The 15,770-nt window shown below is 73.0% G+C and carries 13 protein-coding genes; 10 read left to right on the top strand and 3 right to left on the bottom strand.

Annotated elements, in window-relative coordinates; all coding sequences use genetic code 11:
• Positions 1 to 102 precede the first annotated feature (102 nt).
• Genes ACIBNE_RS17675 through nudC form a run of 3 tightly spaced genes read left to right on the top strand, consistent with a single transcriptional unit; the run spans position 103 to position 5,987 of the window.
• Positions 103 to 3,591 carry a UvrD-helicase domain-containing protein gene (locus tag ACIBNE_RS17675; protein WP_399272401.1) on the top strand — a complete coding sequence of 1,163 codons (3,489 nt, stop codon included), beginning with the start codon at positions 103 to 105 and terminating at the stop codon, positions 3,589 to 3,591.
• Between the two features lie 10 nt (positions 3,592 to 3,601).
• Complete coding sequence (locus ACIBNE_RS17670; protein ID WP_399272400.1) at positions 3,602 to 5,008, top strand: dipeptidase; 1,407 nt, start codon at positions 3,602 to 3,604, stop codon at positions 5,006 to 5,008.
• A 28-nt stretch (positions 5,009 to 5,036) separates the two neighbouring features.
• A complete protein-coding gene (nudC, locus tag ACIBNE_RS17665; protein WP_399272398.1) occupies positions 5,037 to 5,987 on the top strand; it encodes an NAD(+) diphosphatase in 951 nt (316 codons plus the stop codon).
• 95 nt (positions 5,988 to 6,082) lie between these two features.
• Here nudC and ACIBNE_RS17660 read toward each other — a convergent pair whose 3' ends face one another.
• Positions 6,083 to 6,337 (bottom strand): mycoredoxin, encoded by a 255-nt coding sequence (locus ACIBNE_RS17660; RefSeq protein ID WP_399272396.1) that lies wholly within the window; start codon positions 6,335 to 6,337, stop codon positions 6,083 to 6,085.
• A 182-nt stretch (positions 6,338 to 6,519) separates the two neighbouring features.
• Here ACIBNE_RS17660 and ACIBNE_RS17655 point away from each other — a divergent pair, with 182 nt between their 5' ends.
• From ACIBNE_RS17655 to ACIBNE_RS17635, 5 genes are all read left to right on the top strand, one after another.
• On the top strand, positions 6,520 to 8,766 hold the full coding sequence (locus tag ACIBNE_RS17655; protein ID WP_399272394.1) for an ATP-dependent DNA helicase UvrD2: 2,247 nt from the start codon (positions 6,520 to 6,522) through the stop codon (positions 8,764 to 8,766).
• A 174-nt stretch (positions 8,767 to 8,940) separates the two neighbouring features.
• On the top strand, positions 8,941 to 9,279 hold the full coding sequence (locus ACIBNE_RS17650; RefSeq protein WP_399272392.1) for a hypothetical protein: 339 nt from the start codon (positions 8,941 to 8,943) through the stop codon (positions 9,277 to 9,279).
• Positions 9,280 to 9,451: 172 nt separating this feature from the next.
• Positions 9,452 to 9,820, top strand: a complete 369-nt coding sequence (locus ACIBNE_RS17645; RefSeq protein ID WP_399272390.1) for a WhiB family transcriptional regulator — start codon at positions 9,452 to 9,454, stop codon at positions 9,818 to 9,820.
• The gene (locus tag ACIBNE_RS17640) at positions 9,817 to 10,140 is read left to right on the top strand and encodes a hypothetical protein (RefSeq protein WP_399272388.1); all 324 of its coding nucleotides are present in this window, start codon (positions 9,817 to 9,819) and stop codon (positions 10,138 to 10,140) included. Before ACIBNE_RS17645 ends, ACIBNE_RS17640 begins: the two co-directional genes overlap by 4 nt.
• 137 nt (positions 10,141 to 10,277) lie before the next feature.
• A complete protein-coding gene (locus ACIBNE_RS17635) occupies positions 10,278 to 10,460 on the top strand; it encodes a hypothetical protein (RefSeq protein ID WP_399272387.1) in 183 nt (60 codons plus the stop codon).
• Between the two features lie 6 nt (positions 10,461 to 10,466).
• Here the strand turns inward: ACIBNE_RS17635 and ACIBNE_RS17630 are convergent, their stop codons facing one another.
• Positions 10,467 to 11,918, bottom strand: coding sequence for an ABC1 kinase family protein (locus ACIBNE_RS17630; RefSeq protein ID WP_399272385.1), 1,452 nt, complete (start codon positions 11,916 to 11,918; stop codon positions 10,467 to 10,469).
• A gap of 62 nt (positions 11,919 to 11,980) precedes the next feature.
• On the bottom strand, positions 11,981 to 13,117 hold the full coding sequence (locus tag ACIBNE_RS17625) for a TOMM precursor leader peptide-binding protein (RefSeq protein ID WP_399272383.1): 1,137 nt from the start codon (positions 13,115 to 13,117) through the stop codon (positions 11,981 to 11,983).
• A gap of 213 nt (positions 13,118 to 13,330) precedes the next feature.
• Between ACIBNE_RS17625 and ACIBNE_RS17620 the strand changes: the two genes are divergently transcribed.
• Positions 13,331 to 13,906, top strand: coding sequence for a M48 family metallopeptidase (locus ACIBNE_RS17620; protein WP_399272381.1), 576 nt, complete (start codon positions 13,331 to 13,333; stop codon positions 13,904 to 13,906).
• A 117-nt stretch (positions 13,907 to 14,023) separates the two neighbouring features.
• Positions 14,024 to 15,757, top strand: coding sequence for a TerD family protein (locus tag ACIBNE_RS17615; protein ID WP_399272379.1), 1,734 nt, complete (start codon positions 14,024 to 14,026; stop codon positions 15,755 to 15,757).
• The last annotated feature ends 13 nt before the right edge of the window (positions 15,758 to 15,770 follow it).

Genomic DNA, 15,770 nt, shown 5'->3' with positions numbered 1-15,770 from the left:
GCTCCTGAGATTCGCGGTACGGGGTACGGGACACGGGGCCGGGGGCCAGGGGCCGGGTCCGCCGGGCGGGCGTTGTCAGCGGGGCCCGTTAGCCTCTCTGGGGTGACCGCTCGCATCACCGATCCCGAGCAGCTCAAGGAGCTCCTCGGCATCCCCTTCACCCCGGAGCAGACGGCCTGCATCGTCGCGCCGCCCGCCCCGCAGGTGATCGTGGCCGGAGCCGGGTCGGGCAAGACGACGGTCATGGCCGCGCGCGTCGTCTGGCTGGTCGGCACCGGACAGGTCGCCCCCGAACAGGTCCTCGGCCTGACGTTCACCAACAAGGCGGCGGGCGAGCTGGCCGAGCGGGTGCGCACCGCACTGGTCCGCGCCGGAGTCACCGACCCCGACACGATCGACCCCGAAGCGCCCCCAGGCGAGCCCCGCATCTCCACCTACCACGCCTTCGCGGGCCAGCTCCTGACCGACCACGGCCTGCGCATCGGCCTGGAGCCCACCGCCAGGCTCCTCGCGGACGCCACGCGCTTCCAGCTCGCCGCCCGCGTGCTGCGCGAGGCCCCGGGCCCGTACCCCGCGCTGTCCAGGTCGTTCGACACGCTGGTCGGCGACCTGCTGGCGCTGGACGCCGAACTGTCGGAGCACCTGGTGGGGCCCGAAGAGCTGCGCGCGTATGACACCGAACTGATCACCGCACTCGCCGGGGCCCCGCTCAGCAACGCCGAACTGCGCAAGATCCCGGAGACCGCGACCGCCCGCCGGGAACTCCTCGACCTGACCGTCCGCTATCGCGCCGCCAAACAGGGCCGCGACCTGCTGGACTTCGGCGACCAGATCGCGCTCTCCGCCCGGCTCGCGACCGACAGGCCCGAGGTCGGCGCGATCCTCAGGGACGAGTTCCGCGTCGTCCTGCTCGACGAGTACCAGGACACGTCGGTCGCCCAGCGCCTCCTGCTGGCGGGCCTCTTCGGCGGCGGCAGCGGGCACGCGGTGACCGCCGTCGGCGACCCCTGCCAGGCGATCTACGGCTGGCGCGGCGCCTCCGTCGCCAACCTCGACGACTTCCCGCGCCACTTCCCGCACGCGGACGGCGCCCCGGCCACCCGCTTCTCGCTCAGCGAGAACCGCCGCAGCGGCGGCCGCCTGCTGGACCTCGCCAACGGCCTTGCCGAGCCGCTGCGCGCCATGCACGAAGGCGTCGAGGCGCTGCGGCCCGCGCCCGGCGAGGAGCGGGCGGGCCAGGTCAGGATCGCCCTGCTGCCGACACAGGAGGAGGAGACCGCCTGGCTCGCGGACTCCGTCGCCCACCTGGTCCGCACGGGCACGGCACCGGGGGAGATCGCCGTCCTGTGCCGCACGGCCACCGACTTCCCGGCGATCCAGGCGGCGCTCGTCGCCCGCGAGGTCCCCGTCGAGGTGGTCGGCCTCTCCGGGCTGCTGCACCTGCCGGAGGTGGCCGACCTGGTTGCGGTCTGCGAGGTGCTCCAGGACCCGGGGGCCAACGCCGCGCTGGTTCGGCTGCTGACCGGCCCCCGCTGGCGCATCGGCCCCCGCGACCTGGCGCTGCTCGGCCGCAGGGCCCGGCTCCTGGTGCACCGCGCGACGGGCGAGCAGGACGCCGACGAACGGCTCGCGGCGGCCGTCGAGGGCACCGACCCGGCCGAGGTGGTCTCGCTCGCCGACGCGCTCGACACGTTCCTGGAGCCCGGCGGCCCAGGAGCAGGCCCAGGCACGGGTACGGGCCCAGGCACGGGCCCCGGCCGCGGTCGCGATGAAGGGCTGCCCTTCTCCGCCGAGGCCAGGATCCGCTTCGCCCGCCTCGCCGCCGAGCTGCGCGACCTGCGCCGCTCGCTGGCCGACCCGCTGATGGACGTCCTGCACAGGGTGCTGTACGCCACGGGCCTCGAAGTCGAGCTGGCCGCGTCCCCGCACGCGCTGGCAGCCCGCCGCAAGGAGACCCTGGGCAACTTCCTGGACGTCGCGGCGGCCTTCGCGGCCAACGAGCCCGAGACGTCCCTGCTGGCGTTCCTGGCGTTCCTGCGCACGGCCGCGCGGTACGAGAAGGGCCTCGACAACGCCCTGCCGGGCGGCGAGGACACCGTCAAGGTGCTCACCGCGCACAAGTCGAAGGGCCTGGAGTGGGACGTCGTGGTCGTCCCCGGCCTCACCAAGGCGGCCTTCCCCAGCACCAGGGCGCGCGAGTCCTGGACCTCCCAGCCCCAGGTCCTGCCGCACGCCCTGCGCGGCGACGCGGCGACCCTGCCGACGCTCACCGAGTGGGACGCCAAGTCCCTCAAGGCGTTCCAGGGCGCGATGAAGGACCACCAGCACACCGAGGAGCTGCGCCTCGGGTACGTCACGTTCACCCGCCCCCGCAAGCTGCTGCTCGGCTCGGCGCACTGGTGGGGCCCGTCCCAGAAGCGCCCGCGCGGCCCGTCGTCCTTCCTCCAGGCGCTGTACGAACACTGCGAGGCGGGCCACGGCGAGATCGAGGCATGGGCGGAAGAGCCGGAGAAGGACGCCGAGAACCCGTCCCTGAGCGCCGCGGAAACGACGGACCTGGCCTGGCCCCTGCCCCTGGACGAAACGGCGCTGACGCGCAGAAGGGCGGCGAGGGACCGGGTGTACGCCCACCTGGACGCGCTGGCGGCCCAGGAGGCGAACGGGACGCACACGGACGGCGAGGCGCACGCGGACGCGGACGCGGACGACGGGACGCACGCGTACGCGGACGACGAGGTGCCGTGGCCGCAGGAGCCTCCCCCGGACGAGGAGTACCCGCAGGACGAGGAGTACCCGCAGGACGAGGAACACCTCCACGGCGCCCCGGCCGACCCCGGACCCTCCGGCCACCCGCACGCGCCCGGTCTCACCCTGGAGGAGGCGAGGCTCGCCGCCTCCTGGGACAGGGACCTGACCGCCCTCGCGGAGGAACTGCGCCGCACCAGGGCGACGGTCAGGGACGTCCACGTCCCCCCCTCCCTCTCCGCCACCCAGCTCCTGCACCTCGCCGCCGACCCCGACGGCTTCGCCCAGGAGCTGGCCCGCCCCATGCCGACCCCGCCCGCCCCCGCCGCCCGCAGGGGCACCCGCTTCCACGCCTGGGTGGAGTCCCGCTTCGACGAGCTCCCGCTCCCGTTCCTGGACCCCGACGAGCTCCCCGGCGGCGACGCCCGCACGGACGCCCCGGACATCGCGGACGAGCGGGACCTCGCCGCGCTCAAGGAGGCGTTCGACCGCACCCCGTACGCCCGCCGCACCCCGTACAGGGTCGAGGCGCCCTTCCAGATCGTCCTCGCGGGCCGCACGGTCAGGGGCCGCATCGACGCGGTCTACCGGGACGCGAAGACCGGCGCGTACGAGATCGTGGACTGGAAGACCAGCCGCGCGGGCACCGCCGACCCCCTCCAGCTGGCGATCTACCGCCTCGCGTGGGCGGAGAAGCACGGCCTCGCGCCCGACGAGGTCACGGCGACCTTCCTCTACGTACGCAGCGGTGAGACCGTCCGCCCCGCCCGCCTCCCCGTCCGCGCGGACATCGAGCGGATCCTGCTGGGCGAGACGGCCGACGGACCGGACGGCGAGGGCGGATAGGCTCAAGAGCATGAGCGACACCCCGGACAGCGCCGTCCACGCAGTACGCACGTACGTCCAGCAGCACCGCGCCGCCTTCGTCGACGACCTCGTCGAGTGGCTGCGCATCCCCTCCGTGTCCGCCCAGCCGGAGCACGCGCCCGACGTGCGGCGCAGCGCCCGGTGGCTGGCGGACAAGCTGACGGAGACCGGCTTCCCCGTCGTGGAGGTCTGGCCGACGGACGGCGCTCCCGCGGTCTTCGCCGAGTGGCCGTCGGACACCCCCGGCGCCCCCACCGTCCTGGTGTACGGGCACCACGACGTACAGCCCGCCGCCCGCGAGGACGGCTGGGACACCGATCCCTTCGAGCCGACGCTCGTCGGCGGGCGGCTGTACGCGCGCGGCGCGGCCGACGACAAGGGCCAGGTGTTCTTCCACACCCTCGGCGTCCGGGCCCACCTCGCCGCCACCGGCCGCACCACCCCCGCGGTCACCCTCAAGCTGCTGATCGAGGGCGAGGAGGAGTCGGGCTCCCCGCACTTCCGCGCCCTGGTCGAGGAGCGCGCGGAGCGCCTCGCGGCCGACGCGGTGATCGTCTCCGACACGGGCATGTGGTCCGAGGACACCCCGACCGTCTGTACGGGCATGCGGGGCGTCGCGGACTGCGAGATCACGCTGCACGGCCCCGACCAGGACATCCACTCCGGATCCTTCGGCGGAGCCGTGCCCAACCCGGCCACCGCGGCCGCCCGCCTGGTCGCGGCGCTGCACGACGCCGACGAGCACGTCACGATCCCCGGCTTCTACGACGGCGTCACCGAGCTGACCGACGCCGAGCGCGAACTCATCGCCGAGCTGCCCTTCGACGAGGAGCAGTGGCTGCGCACCGCCAGGTCGCACGCCACCGCGGGCGAGGCGGGCTTCTCCACGCTGGAGCGCGTCTGGGCCCGCCCGACCGCCGAGCTCAACGGCATCGGCGGCGGCTACCAGGGACCGGGCGGCAAGACGATCGTCCCGGCGTCCGCGCACGTCAAACTGTCGTTCAGACTGGTCGCGGGACAGGATCCGGCGCACATCGAGAAGGCCGTCGCCGCCTGGGTCGAGGACCGGGTCCCGGCCGGGATCCGGCACGAGATCACCTTCGGCGCGCCCACCCGCCCCTGCCTCACCCCGCTCGACCACCCGGCCCTCCGGTCGGTGGTGCGGGCCATGAGCACCGCCTTCGACGGCCGGAAGATCCGGTTCACCAGGGAGGGCGGCTCGGGTCCCGCGGCCGACCTCCAGGACGTGCTGGCGGCCCCGGTCCTCTTCCTGGGCATCTCCGTGCCGTCCGACGGCTGGCACTCGCCGAACGAGAAGGTCGAGCTGGACCTCCTGCTCAAGGGCGTGGAGACGACCGCCCACCTCTGGTCCGACCTGGCCACCGCAGTCCGCTGAACCGACCGACTGGGAGTTGGAAGTACCCGTGAGCACCACCACTCGCCTCACCGCACCCCTCACCCCGATCGGCCTCACCGCCCCGAGCGGCATCGACCGCGCGGCCCACCACCGGCTGGACGAGGCATGGCTGGCGGCGGCCTGGAGCCACCCGACGACCAGGGTGTTCGTGGTCTCGGGCGGCCAGGTGCTGATCGACGACCTCCCGGACGGCGGCACCGAACTGGTGATGACCCCGTCCTTCGAGGCCCCGCTCACCGAGACCCACCGCTACTTCCTGGGCACGGACGAGGAGGGCGTGCGCTACTTCGCGCTCCAGAAGGACACCCTGCCGGGCCGCATGGACCAGTCGGCGCGCGCCGCGGGCCTGCGCGAGGCGGGCCTGCTGCTCTCGCCCAGGGACGCGGGCCTGATGGCGCACGCGGTGGCCCTGGAGAACTGGCAGCGGCTGCACCGCTTCTGCTCGCGCTGCGGCGAGCGCACGGTCATCGCGGCGGCCGGGCACATCCGCCGCTGCCAGGCGTGCGGCGCCGAGCACTACCCGCGCACCGACCCGGCCGTGATCATGCTGGTCACCGACGACCGGGACCGCGCGCTCCTCGGCCGCCAGGTGCACTGGCCCGAGGGCCGCTTCTCGACGCTGGCGGGCTTCGTGGAGCCCGGCGAGTCCATCGAGCAGTCGGTGGCCCGCGAGGTCTTCGAGGAGGCGGGCGTCACGGTCGGCGAGGTCGAGTACGTCGCCAGCCAGCCCTGGCCGTTCCCCTCCAGCCTGATGCTCGGCTTCATGGCCCGCGCCACGTCGGCGGAGATCAACGTGGACGGCGAGGAGATCGAGGAGGCCCGCTGGTTCTCCCGCGACGACCTCGCGGCGGCGTTCGAGTCGGGCGAGGTGCTGCCCCCGTACGGCATCTCGATCGCGGCCAGGCTGATCGAGCTCTGGTACGGCAAGCCGCTCCCGAAGCCCTCGCACGCGAGCTGAGGGCCCGGGTCCGAACCCGGGCCGGGCCCCGGCGCGCGTACGGCGAGGGCCCCGCGCGGCTGTTCCGCGCGGGGCCCTTCGCCGATGCCCGCGGGTCAGACGGCGAGCGCCTGCTTCACCTGGGCGAGCGACGGGTTCGTCATGACGGACTCGGTGCCGGACTCGGCCACCACGAGCAGCGTCGGAACGGTCTGGTTGCCGTCGTTGGCCTTCTCCACGAACGCGGCCGACTCCGGGTCGTGCTCGATGTTGATCTCGGTGTACGCGATGCCCTCGCGGTCCAGCTGGCCCTTCAGCCGACGGCAGTAGCCGCACCACGTGGTGCTGTACATCGTCACGGTGCCCGACATGCTCGGCGCTCCTTCTCGTCTCACTGGTGCGGTGTTCGCACCGGCTAGAACGTACGTGACCCGGTCACCATTCCCGCACCCCCATCGCAATCGCCGATCGCCTCCGGCATTCGTACGACTGATCCCGCACCCCTGTGGACGACGGTGCGCGTCCACCCCCGGGGACCTGGCAGCATGGCGGAGTGACACCAGCAACGCACTCCACTCTCTTCCCGCAGGTCCCGGAGTCGGCCGACGCGGTGCTCGACGGGCTCGACCCGGAGCAGCGCGAGGTCGCCACCGCCCTGTCGGGACCCGTGTGCGTGCTGGCGGGCGCGGGCACGGGCAAGACCCGCGCGATCACCCACCGCATCGCGTACGGAGTGCGGGCGGGCATCCTCCAGCCCGCCACGGTCCTGGCCGTGACGTTCACCAACCGCGCGGCGGGCGAGATGCGCGGCCGGCTGCGCCAGCTCGGCGCGGGCGGCGTCCAGGCGCGGACGTTCCACTCCGCCGCGCTGCGCCAGCTCCAGTACTTCTGGCCCAAGGCGGTCGGCGGCTCCCTGCCGCGCCTCGTCGAGCGCAAGGTCCAGCTCGTCGGCGAGGCGGCGGCCGCCAACCGCATCCGCCTGGAGCGCTCCGAGCTGCGCGACGTCACGGGCGAGATCGAATGGGCCAAGGTCACCCAGACGGTCCCCGCCGACTACCCCGCGGCCGTCGCCAAGGCCCAGCGCGACATCACGCGCGATCCGGCGGAGATCGCCCAGATCTTCCGGACGTACGAGGAGCTGAAGCGCGAGCGCGTCGTCATCGACTTCGAGGACGTCCTGCTGCTCACCGTCGGCATCCTCCAGGACCGGCACGACATCGCCGACCAGGTCCGCCGCCAGTACCAGCACTTCGTGGTCGACGAGTACCAGGACGTCTCCCCGCTCCAGCAGCGCCTCCTGGAGCTGTGGCTGGGGGACAGGGACGACCTCTGCGTCGTCGGCGACGCCAGCCAGACCATCTACTCCTTCACCGGCGCCACCCCCGACCACCTGTTGGACTTCCGGGTCCGCCACCCAGGGGCGACGGTGGTGAAGCTGGTCAGGGACTACCGCTCGACGCCCCAGGTGGTGCACCTGGCCAACGGCCTGCTGTCCCAGGCGCGCGGCCGCGCGGCCGACCACCGCCTGGAGCTGGTCTCGCAGTGCGACGCGGGCCCCGAGCCGGCCTACACGGAGTACGCCGACGAGCCCACCGAGGCCGAGGGCACCGCGCGCCGCATCCGCGACCTGATCAGATCGGGCGTCCCCGCGGGCGAGATCGCCGTGCTCTTCCGCATCAACGCCCAGTCCGAGGTGTACGAGCAGGCCCTCGCGGACGCCGGGGTGCCCTACCAGCTGCGCGGCGCCGAGCGGTTCTTCGACCGCCCCGAGGTCAAGGAGGCGAGCATCGCCTTGCGCGGCGCCGCCCGCGCCGGGGGCAACGACTCCCTGCTGGACGCGGCCGACGACCTCCCGTCCCAGGTCCGCGCCGTCCTGTCGACCAAGGGCTGGACCGACCGGGCGCCCGCGGGCTCCGGAGCCGTGCGCGACCGCTGGGAGTCCCTGGCCGCGCTGGTCAGGCTCGCCGGGGACTTCGCCGCGGCGAAGCCGGACGCCACGCTCTCCGACCTGGTCGCCGAGCTCGCCGAGCGCGCCGCCGCCCAGCACGCGCCGACGGTCCAGGGCGTCACCCTCGCCTCGCTGCACGCGGCGAAGGGCCTCGAATGGGACGCCGTGTTCCTGGTCGGCCTGACCGACGGCATGATGCCGATCGCCTACGCCAAGACCGACGAGCAGGTGGAGGAGGAGCGCCGTCTCCTCTATGTCGGGGTGACCCGTGCCCGGCGGCACCTCGCGCTGTCCTGGTCGCTCGCCCGTTCCCCCGGCAGCCGCCCGAACCGCGTCGCCAGTCCGTTCCTGAAGGGCCTGCGCCCCGGCTCGGCCGGTGCGGGACAGCGCCTCGCGCCGGGCGGCGGGGGCGCGGGCGGCATCGAGCGCGGCAGCGGCGGTTCCGGCGGCCGGGGCGGCGTGGACGGCGGCGGTGGCTCCGGGAGCGGCCCGTCCGGGTTCCGGCGGCCCATGAAGCACGCCCTGGTCCGCTGCCGGGTGTGCGGGAGATCACTCACCGAGGCGGGCGAGGTGAAGCTGATGCGCTGCGAGGAGTGTCCGTCCGACATGGACGAGGCGCTGTACGAGCGGCTGCGGGAGTGGCGGGAGACACAGGCGAGGCTCATGGGGCAGCCCGCCTTCTGCGTCTTCACCGACAAGACGCTGATGGCGATCGCCGAGGCGGTCCCGGACTGCGATGCGGTGCTGGCGGGGATCTCCGGCGTCGGCGTGCGCAAGCTGAACCGCTTCGGAGCCGATGTCCTCGCCATCTGTGCAGGTCAGGAGCTTGAGGGTGCAGCCGATGGCGACTGAAGCAAACTCGTCGAAAAAATAGTTTGCGCACGCCTGGGGGAGCCCCATAGGTTCTTAACCACGAGGACAGCGGCTTCTTGCAAGCCCTGGTCCCGTGCTGTACTTAGTTGTACTTATCCGAATACGCGCGATCGGCCCCGGCCGGTCCTTAGACGCCGAGAGGAGGCGATTCCAGTGATCAGCATCACCACCAGCTTCATCAGCACCGCCAAAATGACCGATCGCTCTGTCGTCTCCGCCTGCTCGCTCGGCCTCTCGCGCTCCGCCGCCGCTGTTCTCCGTGGCACCGGTCTGTCCTCCTTCAAGGGCGGCCTGGAGTCCCTGGTGGGTCTCCCCGTGCAGGAACTGGGCAATGAGCGACCGACCAAGGCACCGGAAGCAGCAGCAGTGAAGGCAGCACAGGCCCAGGCCTATGCCTTTGCGGCGACCGGTGCCGGATTCAAGAAGCAGACGACGCAGCACCACAAGATGTGGGCCTTCCGTGGGCTCGAACCCTGGAGTGATCCAGCCTGATCCATGATCAGGCCGGCGCCTTCAGGGCCGCGGAACCCCACCAGGGATCCGCGGCCCTTCTGTTTTGTCCGAACGGATGAGACGGAGCGAAGGGGCCTCGGGACAGCAACACCCGGTACCAGCCGCCAACCGGCCGACCAGGCCGGAACGACCAGACGAGGAAAACACCACCGTGCAACTCGAAGCGCACGCCCCGTCCGTACCGCCGTCCGAGACTCTCCCCCCGCCCAACCCCACGAAGGACACCACCTTGACTCCCCTCACCGCGCTCACCGCGCTCGACGACGCCATCGAGAACCTCGGCGTCCCGGTTCCCTGCCGCGCCTACGACCCCGAGGTCTTCTTCGCCGAGACCCCGGCCGACGTCGAGTACGCGAAGTCCCTGTGCCGCACCTGCCCGCTGGTCGAGGCGTGCCTCGCCGGCGCCAAGGACCGTCGCGAGCCGTGGGGTGTCTGGGGCGGTGAGCTGTTCGTCCAGGGCGTCGTCGTCGCCCGCAAGCGTCCGCGTGGTCGCCCGCGCAAGAACCCGGTCGCGGCATGAACACCATCGGAACCATCGACCGCCCCCTGACGCACGATCCCCAGAAGCTGGACCCCATGACCACTCCCGCCAGCGAGCCCGTCGGCTCCGCGACTCCAGACGTCACCACCATTGGCGCGCACGCCGCGCGTCAGAACAGGACCCTCGAAATGCAACTCATCCCAGAAGCCCTGGCCCGTGCCCATATGCACGAACGCCTGCGGGAAGTCGAGGCGGACCGCCGGGCGGTGCGCCTGGTCGCCGCCCGGCGGATGCAGCGGCGCGCCGAGCGCGTGTCGATGCGGGCCCGCCGCGCGCTGGCCATGGCGGTCATGCAGTAACAGGCCGCCAGGCCGCCAGGCCGAGCAGGACACTCAATGAACCGTGGGGCCGGTCCGAACGGACCGGCCCCACGGCGTACCGGCTCCCACGGTGCGTCCGGGGCCGTGCCCGCCCCGGCCGGGTTATCGTCACGACCGTGGACGACCAGACTGCCGAGAGCGTGCGGTGTGCCCGCTGCGGCACCCCCGCCGAGACGAGCCCGCCCCCGACGACCTGGACCTTCTCCATGGAGAACGGCGCCGCCCAGTACTTCTGCGAGGACTGCGCACGCGCCAACATCCGGGCCATCGAAGGCCGTCTCGACTCCGCCTGGTGGTAGCCCCGGTTACGCGGGCTTCTCCGTCGGCTCCGACTCCCCGGCCCCGACGGCTTCGGCCGCTTCCGCGGCGTCCTCCGCCCCTTCGGTCTCCTCCGCCCCTTCGGCCTCCTCCGCCTCTTCGGCGTCCTCGAACTCCTCGACGACGAACCCCGGCAGCCACTCCTCCAGTTCGTCCCGCATCCGCACGGTCGCGCCGAGCTGGCAGAGCACCCCGATGGTGCTCAGGGTCACCCGGTGGATCAGCAGGTACGCGGGCGGGAGGTTCAGCTGCTTGCCCAACTGGTGGGCGGGGGAGCGGATGTCGGCTATCCGGGCCGCCTGACCGCGCATCCAGCCGCGGGTGAAGGTGAACTCGTCCGCGCTGACGGGCTCGATGACCGGCAGCAGGTACTCCAGTACCTCGTCCGGGTCGAGGTCGATGCTCTCCTTGACGAACCCCTCCTCGCGGAGCGCCTCGTACACGCCCTCCGCGTCGCCTTCCAGGGTCATCCGCAGACACTCGCCGATGGTCTCCGGCAGCCCGCCCGGCAGCCGGTCGACCGTCCCGAAGTCCAGCACGCCCAGCCGCCAGCCGACCTCCTCGTCGGGGACCAGCCGGAAGTTCCCCGGGTGCGGGTCCGCGTGCAGCAGGCCCGTGCGCGCGGGCCCGGAGAACAGGAAGCGGGTCAGCAACTGGCCCGCCCTGTCGCGCTGTTCCTCCGTGCCTCCCTCGATCACCTCGGACAGCGGCACCCCGTCCATCCACTCGGTGACCAGCACCTGGTCGCTCTGGTGCACCACGTCGGGCACCAGCACGTCGGGGTCGTCCGCGAACTCCGCCGCGTGCTCCCGCTGCGCCTGGGCCTCCAGGTCGTAGTCCAGCTCCTCCGACACCCGGTCCCGCAGCTCCTGGACGAGCGGCTTGATGTCCATGCCGGGGATGAAGGGGCCGAGCAGCTTGGAGAACCTGGCCAGTTGGTTCAGATCGGCGAGCAACGCCTCGCCGGCCCCCGGGTACTGCACCTTCACCGCGACCTCGCGCCCGTCGTGCCAGACGGCGCGGTGCACCTGGCCGATCGAGGCGGCGGCCGACGGCTTGTCCTCGAACTCCGTGAACAGCTCCCGCCAGTCCTCGCCCAGCCGCTCGGCGAGCACCGCGTGAACCGTGCGCGTCGGCATCGGCGGCGCCGCCTCCTGGAGCTTGGTGAGCGCCGCCCGGTAGGGCCCGGCGACCTCCTCCGGCAGGGCGGACTCGAAGACGGACATCGCCTGCCCGAACTTCATCGCACCGCCCTTCAGCTCGCCCAGCACCTTGAACAGCTGCTCCGCGGTGCGCTGTTGCAGCTCCCGGCCGACGATTTCCGCCGACTTGCCCCCGATCCGCTTGCCGAGCCCCCAGGTGGCACGGCCCGCGAAGCTCAACGGCAGCGCGGCCAACTTGGCGGTACGAGTGACCGCTTTCCGGGGAAGATCAGACATAAGCCCCTCCAAAACCCAGACTGCCGCGCCGCGTCTGTCCCGGCCTGGCTCCGCAGACGGCGTTACCCGGCCATTGTGTCCTGTGCCGCCCCGGTCGCAGCGGGCCGTACCCCCTCAAGGTGCTCACCCGCCCCGCAGGAGCATTCCGGATGGGGCCCGACCTGCTCCGCCCGCCAGTCCAGGATCGGCAGCGAAGCCTCCCACCGCGTGCCCGTACTCGCCGGAAGCTCCCCGTCCAGAAAGGACAGCGCGTGCGCCGCCGCCATTCCGGCCACCGCCACGGCCAGTCCCAGGTCGCAGGCGGGCACCGGGTTCCTGCGGCCGGACTTCCACTGGGCCACCAGCCGCGGCCAGGCCGGGTCGGCCCCGGCCCGCGTCAGCGCCAGGCACCCGGCGCAGCCCGTGCCGCCCGGCAGCACCAGCGGGCCCACCAGGCCCGTGCCCTCCACCACCCCCGCGTACAGATGGGGGATCCCCGCCGACACCCACTCCTCGGCCCACCCCGGATCGGGCGCGTGCGCCTCGAACCCGTCCCTGGGCGCCACCACGATCAGCGACAGCGGCGGCCCGCCGTCCGCCGCGCCCCCGGCGAACTCCGCCGACCTCGGCGCCCGCGCCGGAGCCGCGAGCCGCACCACCCGCTGCGCCGCTGCGTCCCTGCGCCTGCCCACGGCGGCGGGCGGCAGCCCGCCGGGCGCCACGTCCCACGGCTCGGCGACCCCGCCGTCCAGCACCTCGACCCGCCCCACCCCGGCCGCCGAGAGCACCGCGGCGAGCGTCGCCCCGACCCGCCCCGCGCCCCGCACCTGGACCCGCAGCGCCCGCCGGGCCGCCAGCAGCCGGGCGCCGTCGCCCGGCTCGGGGCGGACCACGGAGAGCGCCGCCAGGTCCGGCCGCAGCCGGTCCACCGCCCCGGCCCGTCTGCGCAGCGCGTCGGCCCCGGGACCGCCCGCGGTCGGGTCGTCCACCAGGCCCGCCGCCGTCAGCCGGGCCACCACGGCGTCCGCGTGCCCGTCCGGCAGGCCCATCGCCCTGGCCTCCTCGCGCAGCAGCGGTATCCCCCGCGTGCCGTCGAGAAGCCCCAGGAAGGAAGCGGTCGCGGTGTCGACGGGACCCACGGTCACCGCGTGGGCGCGCGTCGAACCGAATTGCACGGTTTCAAGATCCCGCCATGCGCGCCGCAGTGCGGGTTTCACCATCGGATGCGTCTCTCGCACGTGCTTCTGCATCTGGTCCCCCGTTCGGATTCGGATCCAGAATGCACGCGCCGTGCGACCGGCACGGAAAGTTGTCCACAGGCGGCGGGTATTAGTCGTTCAAATGGTGCGCGACCCGAGTCGATCATGAGTCGATCGCGCCGCATCCGCCCCGGGGACGGGACTTTCCCCGCTGACAGCGGGTAACGTCGGGGCGTGCCCGCCGACCGACCGCACAGTACGACCAGTCAACCGCTCCGCGGCTCCGGGACGCGTGCGGTCGAGGTCCGCAGAAGCGCCCGCAGGAGCCGGACGGTCTCCGCGTACCGGGAGGGCGACCGGACGATCGTCCTGATCCCCGCACGGATGTCCGAGGCCGAGGAGCAGCGCTGGGTGACGGTGATGCTCGACAAGCTCGCCGCCCAGGAGAGCAAGCGCATCATCGGCGACCTCGAACTGGTCGAGCGCGCCGAGCGGTTGTCGGCGCAGTACCTCGACGGCCGCGCCAGACCCGCGTCGGTGCGCTGGGTGACCAACCAGAACACCCGCTGGGGCTCCTGCACCCCGGCGGAGGGCAGCATCCGCCTCTCGCACCGGCTCCAGGGCATGCCCGAGTACGTGGTCGACTACGTACTCGTCCACGAGCTGGCCCACCTCCTCGTGCCCGGTCACGGCCCGCGCTTCTGGCGGCTCCTGGAGGCGTACCCGCGCACCGAACGGGCCCGCGGCTACCTGGAAGGGGTCGTCGCGGCCGACCGGCTTCCGCACCTGCCCACCGCGCGCGGCGAGTGACCGGAACGCTCCGGACGCCGTTGTGTATCGGGTCTGTACCGGCTTGGCCGGATGTCACTGACAGCGGATAGCCTGCACCGACGCATTCACATCCGGGATGGGGGACGGTCGTTACGTATGGCCAGGGAATTTCAACGCGGCCACAAGGCCAAGATCAGTGATCTCACGCCGGGGACGGATCTGTACGTAGGCGTGCAGATCGCCGCGCCGGGGCTGACTTTCGATATCAGCTGCTTCGGTCTGGACGTCAATGAGCAGCTCACGGACGACCGGTATTTCATCTTCTTCAATCAGCCGAAGTCGCCCGAGGAGTCCATTCAGCTGCTCGGCGCGCAGGCCGGTGACACCGAGTCGTTCCGGGTGACCCTGGACCGCGTCCCCGCGAGCGTCCACAAGCTCTCCTTCACCGCCACGATCGACGGCGCCGGGCAGATGTCCCAGGTCGGCCCCGGTTACATCCGGATCGTCGCGGGCGGCGAAGAGGTCGTGCGGTACGCCTTCACCGGCTCGGAGTTCACCACCGAGCGCGCCGTGATGCTGGGCGACTTCTACCTGAAGGACGTGTGGCGGTTCGCCGCCGTGGGACAGGGCTTCGACGGCGGCCTCGACGCGCTGCTGCGGAACTTCGGCGGCGAGGTCGCCGAGGACGCGCCCGCAGCGCCCGCCCCGGCTGCGGCCCCGCCCGCCTTCGGCGTACCGGCGGCCCCCGCCCCGGCCCCCGCCCCCGCGTTCGGCGCCCCTGCCCAGGCTCCCGCTCCCGCGCCCCAGCCGCAGGCCCCGCAGCCCGCGCCGTCCTTCGGCGCGCCCGTCGCCCCCGCTCCCGCGCCCCAGCAGGCACCGCCGCCGCACGCGGCCCCGACGATCGTGGCCCCGATGACCCCGCCGCAGGGCGTGCCCGCCCCGGCGCCCGCCGCACCCTCCCCGTACGGCCAGCCGCCGCACGCCCCGCAGCCCGCGCCGCCGTACGGCCAGCCCCAGGCGCCCCAGGCGCCCCAGGCGCCCCAGGCGCCCCAGGCGCCGTACGGCCAGCCGCAGCAGTTCGGCCAGATCCCGGGCCAGCCCCCGGCGCCGCAGTTCGGCCAGCCCGCCCCCGGCGCGTTCGGCCAGCCCCCGCAGGGCATGCCGCCCCAGGGGATGCCCCCGCAGGGCATGCCTCCGCAGGGCATGCCGCAGGGCGCGCCCCAGCAGGGCGCGGGGCTCCTGGCGGCCCTCCAGCCGTACAAGGAGACGCCGACGGGACAGCGCTGGACCCCGCAGAACCAGCAGATGATGCGGGTCGACCTCGGCATGGGCGGCGTCCCCGTCCTGGCCCGCCAGGGCAGCATGGTCATGTACCAGGGCAAGGTCGACTTCGGCTACAAGGGCGCGGGCTTCGCGGGCCGCATGGTCGGCAACGCCACGGGTCAGGAGATGCAGCTGATGCGCTGCACCGGACGCGGCCAGGTCTTCCTCGCCGAGAACGGCTCCCACCTGCACCCCATCGAGCTCCAGGGCGACGGCATCTGCGTCTCCGCGGAGAACGTCCTCGCCTTCGACGAGTCGCTCCAGCACGAGGTGCGCCGCATCGAGGGCCACGGCATCCCCGGCGGCGCCCTGTTCACCATGCAGTTCCAGGGCACCGGCACGGTCGTCGTCAAGACGCAGGGCGTTCCGGTGGTACTGCCCGTCACGCCGACCACCTTCGCCGACTGCAACGCGGTCGTCGCCTGGTCGGCCGCGTCCCAGGTCATCCTCTCCAGCCAGGTCAGGCTGCGGCGCAACGCCTACCCGGGCCACAGCGGAGAGACCGTCAACCTGCAGTTCCGGGGAGCCCCCGGCAACTTCATCGTCGTCCAGCCGTACGAGGTCTGAGGGAGCCCGAAGA

Source organism: Streptomyces sp. NPDC050504 (assembly GCF_044458065.1).
In the GTDB taxonomy this organism is placed as follows: Bacteria; Actinomycetota; Actinomycetes; order Streptomycetales; family Streptomycetaceae; genus Streptomyces.
This window is presented reverse-complemented; position numbering and strand designations above follow the sequence as displayed.

What these genes read in the sequence shown, in the direction of transcription:
- ACIBNE_RS17640 (WP_399272388.1), top strand. Translation starts at nt 9,817, where the DNA reads ATGAACACCATCGGAACCATCGACCGCCCCCTGACGCACGATCCCCAG.
- ACIBNE_RS17630 (WP_399272385.1), bottom strand. Translation starts at nt 11,918, where the DNA reads ATGTCTGATCTTCCCCGGAAAGCGGTCACTCGTACCGCCAAGTTGGCC.
- ACIBNE_RS17670 (WP_399272400.1), top strand. Translation starts at nt 3,602, where the DNA reads ATGAGCGACACCCCGGACAGCGCCGTCCACGCAGTACGCACGTACGTC.
- ACIBNE_RS17625 (WP_399272383.1), bottom strand. Translation starts at nt 13,117, where the DNA reads ATGGTGAAACCCGCACTGCGGCGCGCATGGCGGGATCTTGAAACCGTG.
- ACIBNE_RS17660 (WP_399272396.1), bottom strand. Translation starts at nt 6,337, where the DNA reads ATGTCGGGCACCGTGACGATGTACAGCACCACGTGGTGCGGCTACTGC.
- ACIBNE_RS17615 (WP_399272379.1), top strand. Translation starts at nt 14,024, where the DNA reads ATGGCCAGGGAATTTCAACGCGGCCACAAGGCCAAGATCAGTGATCTC.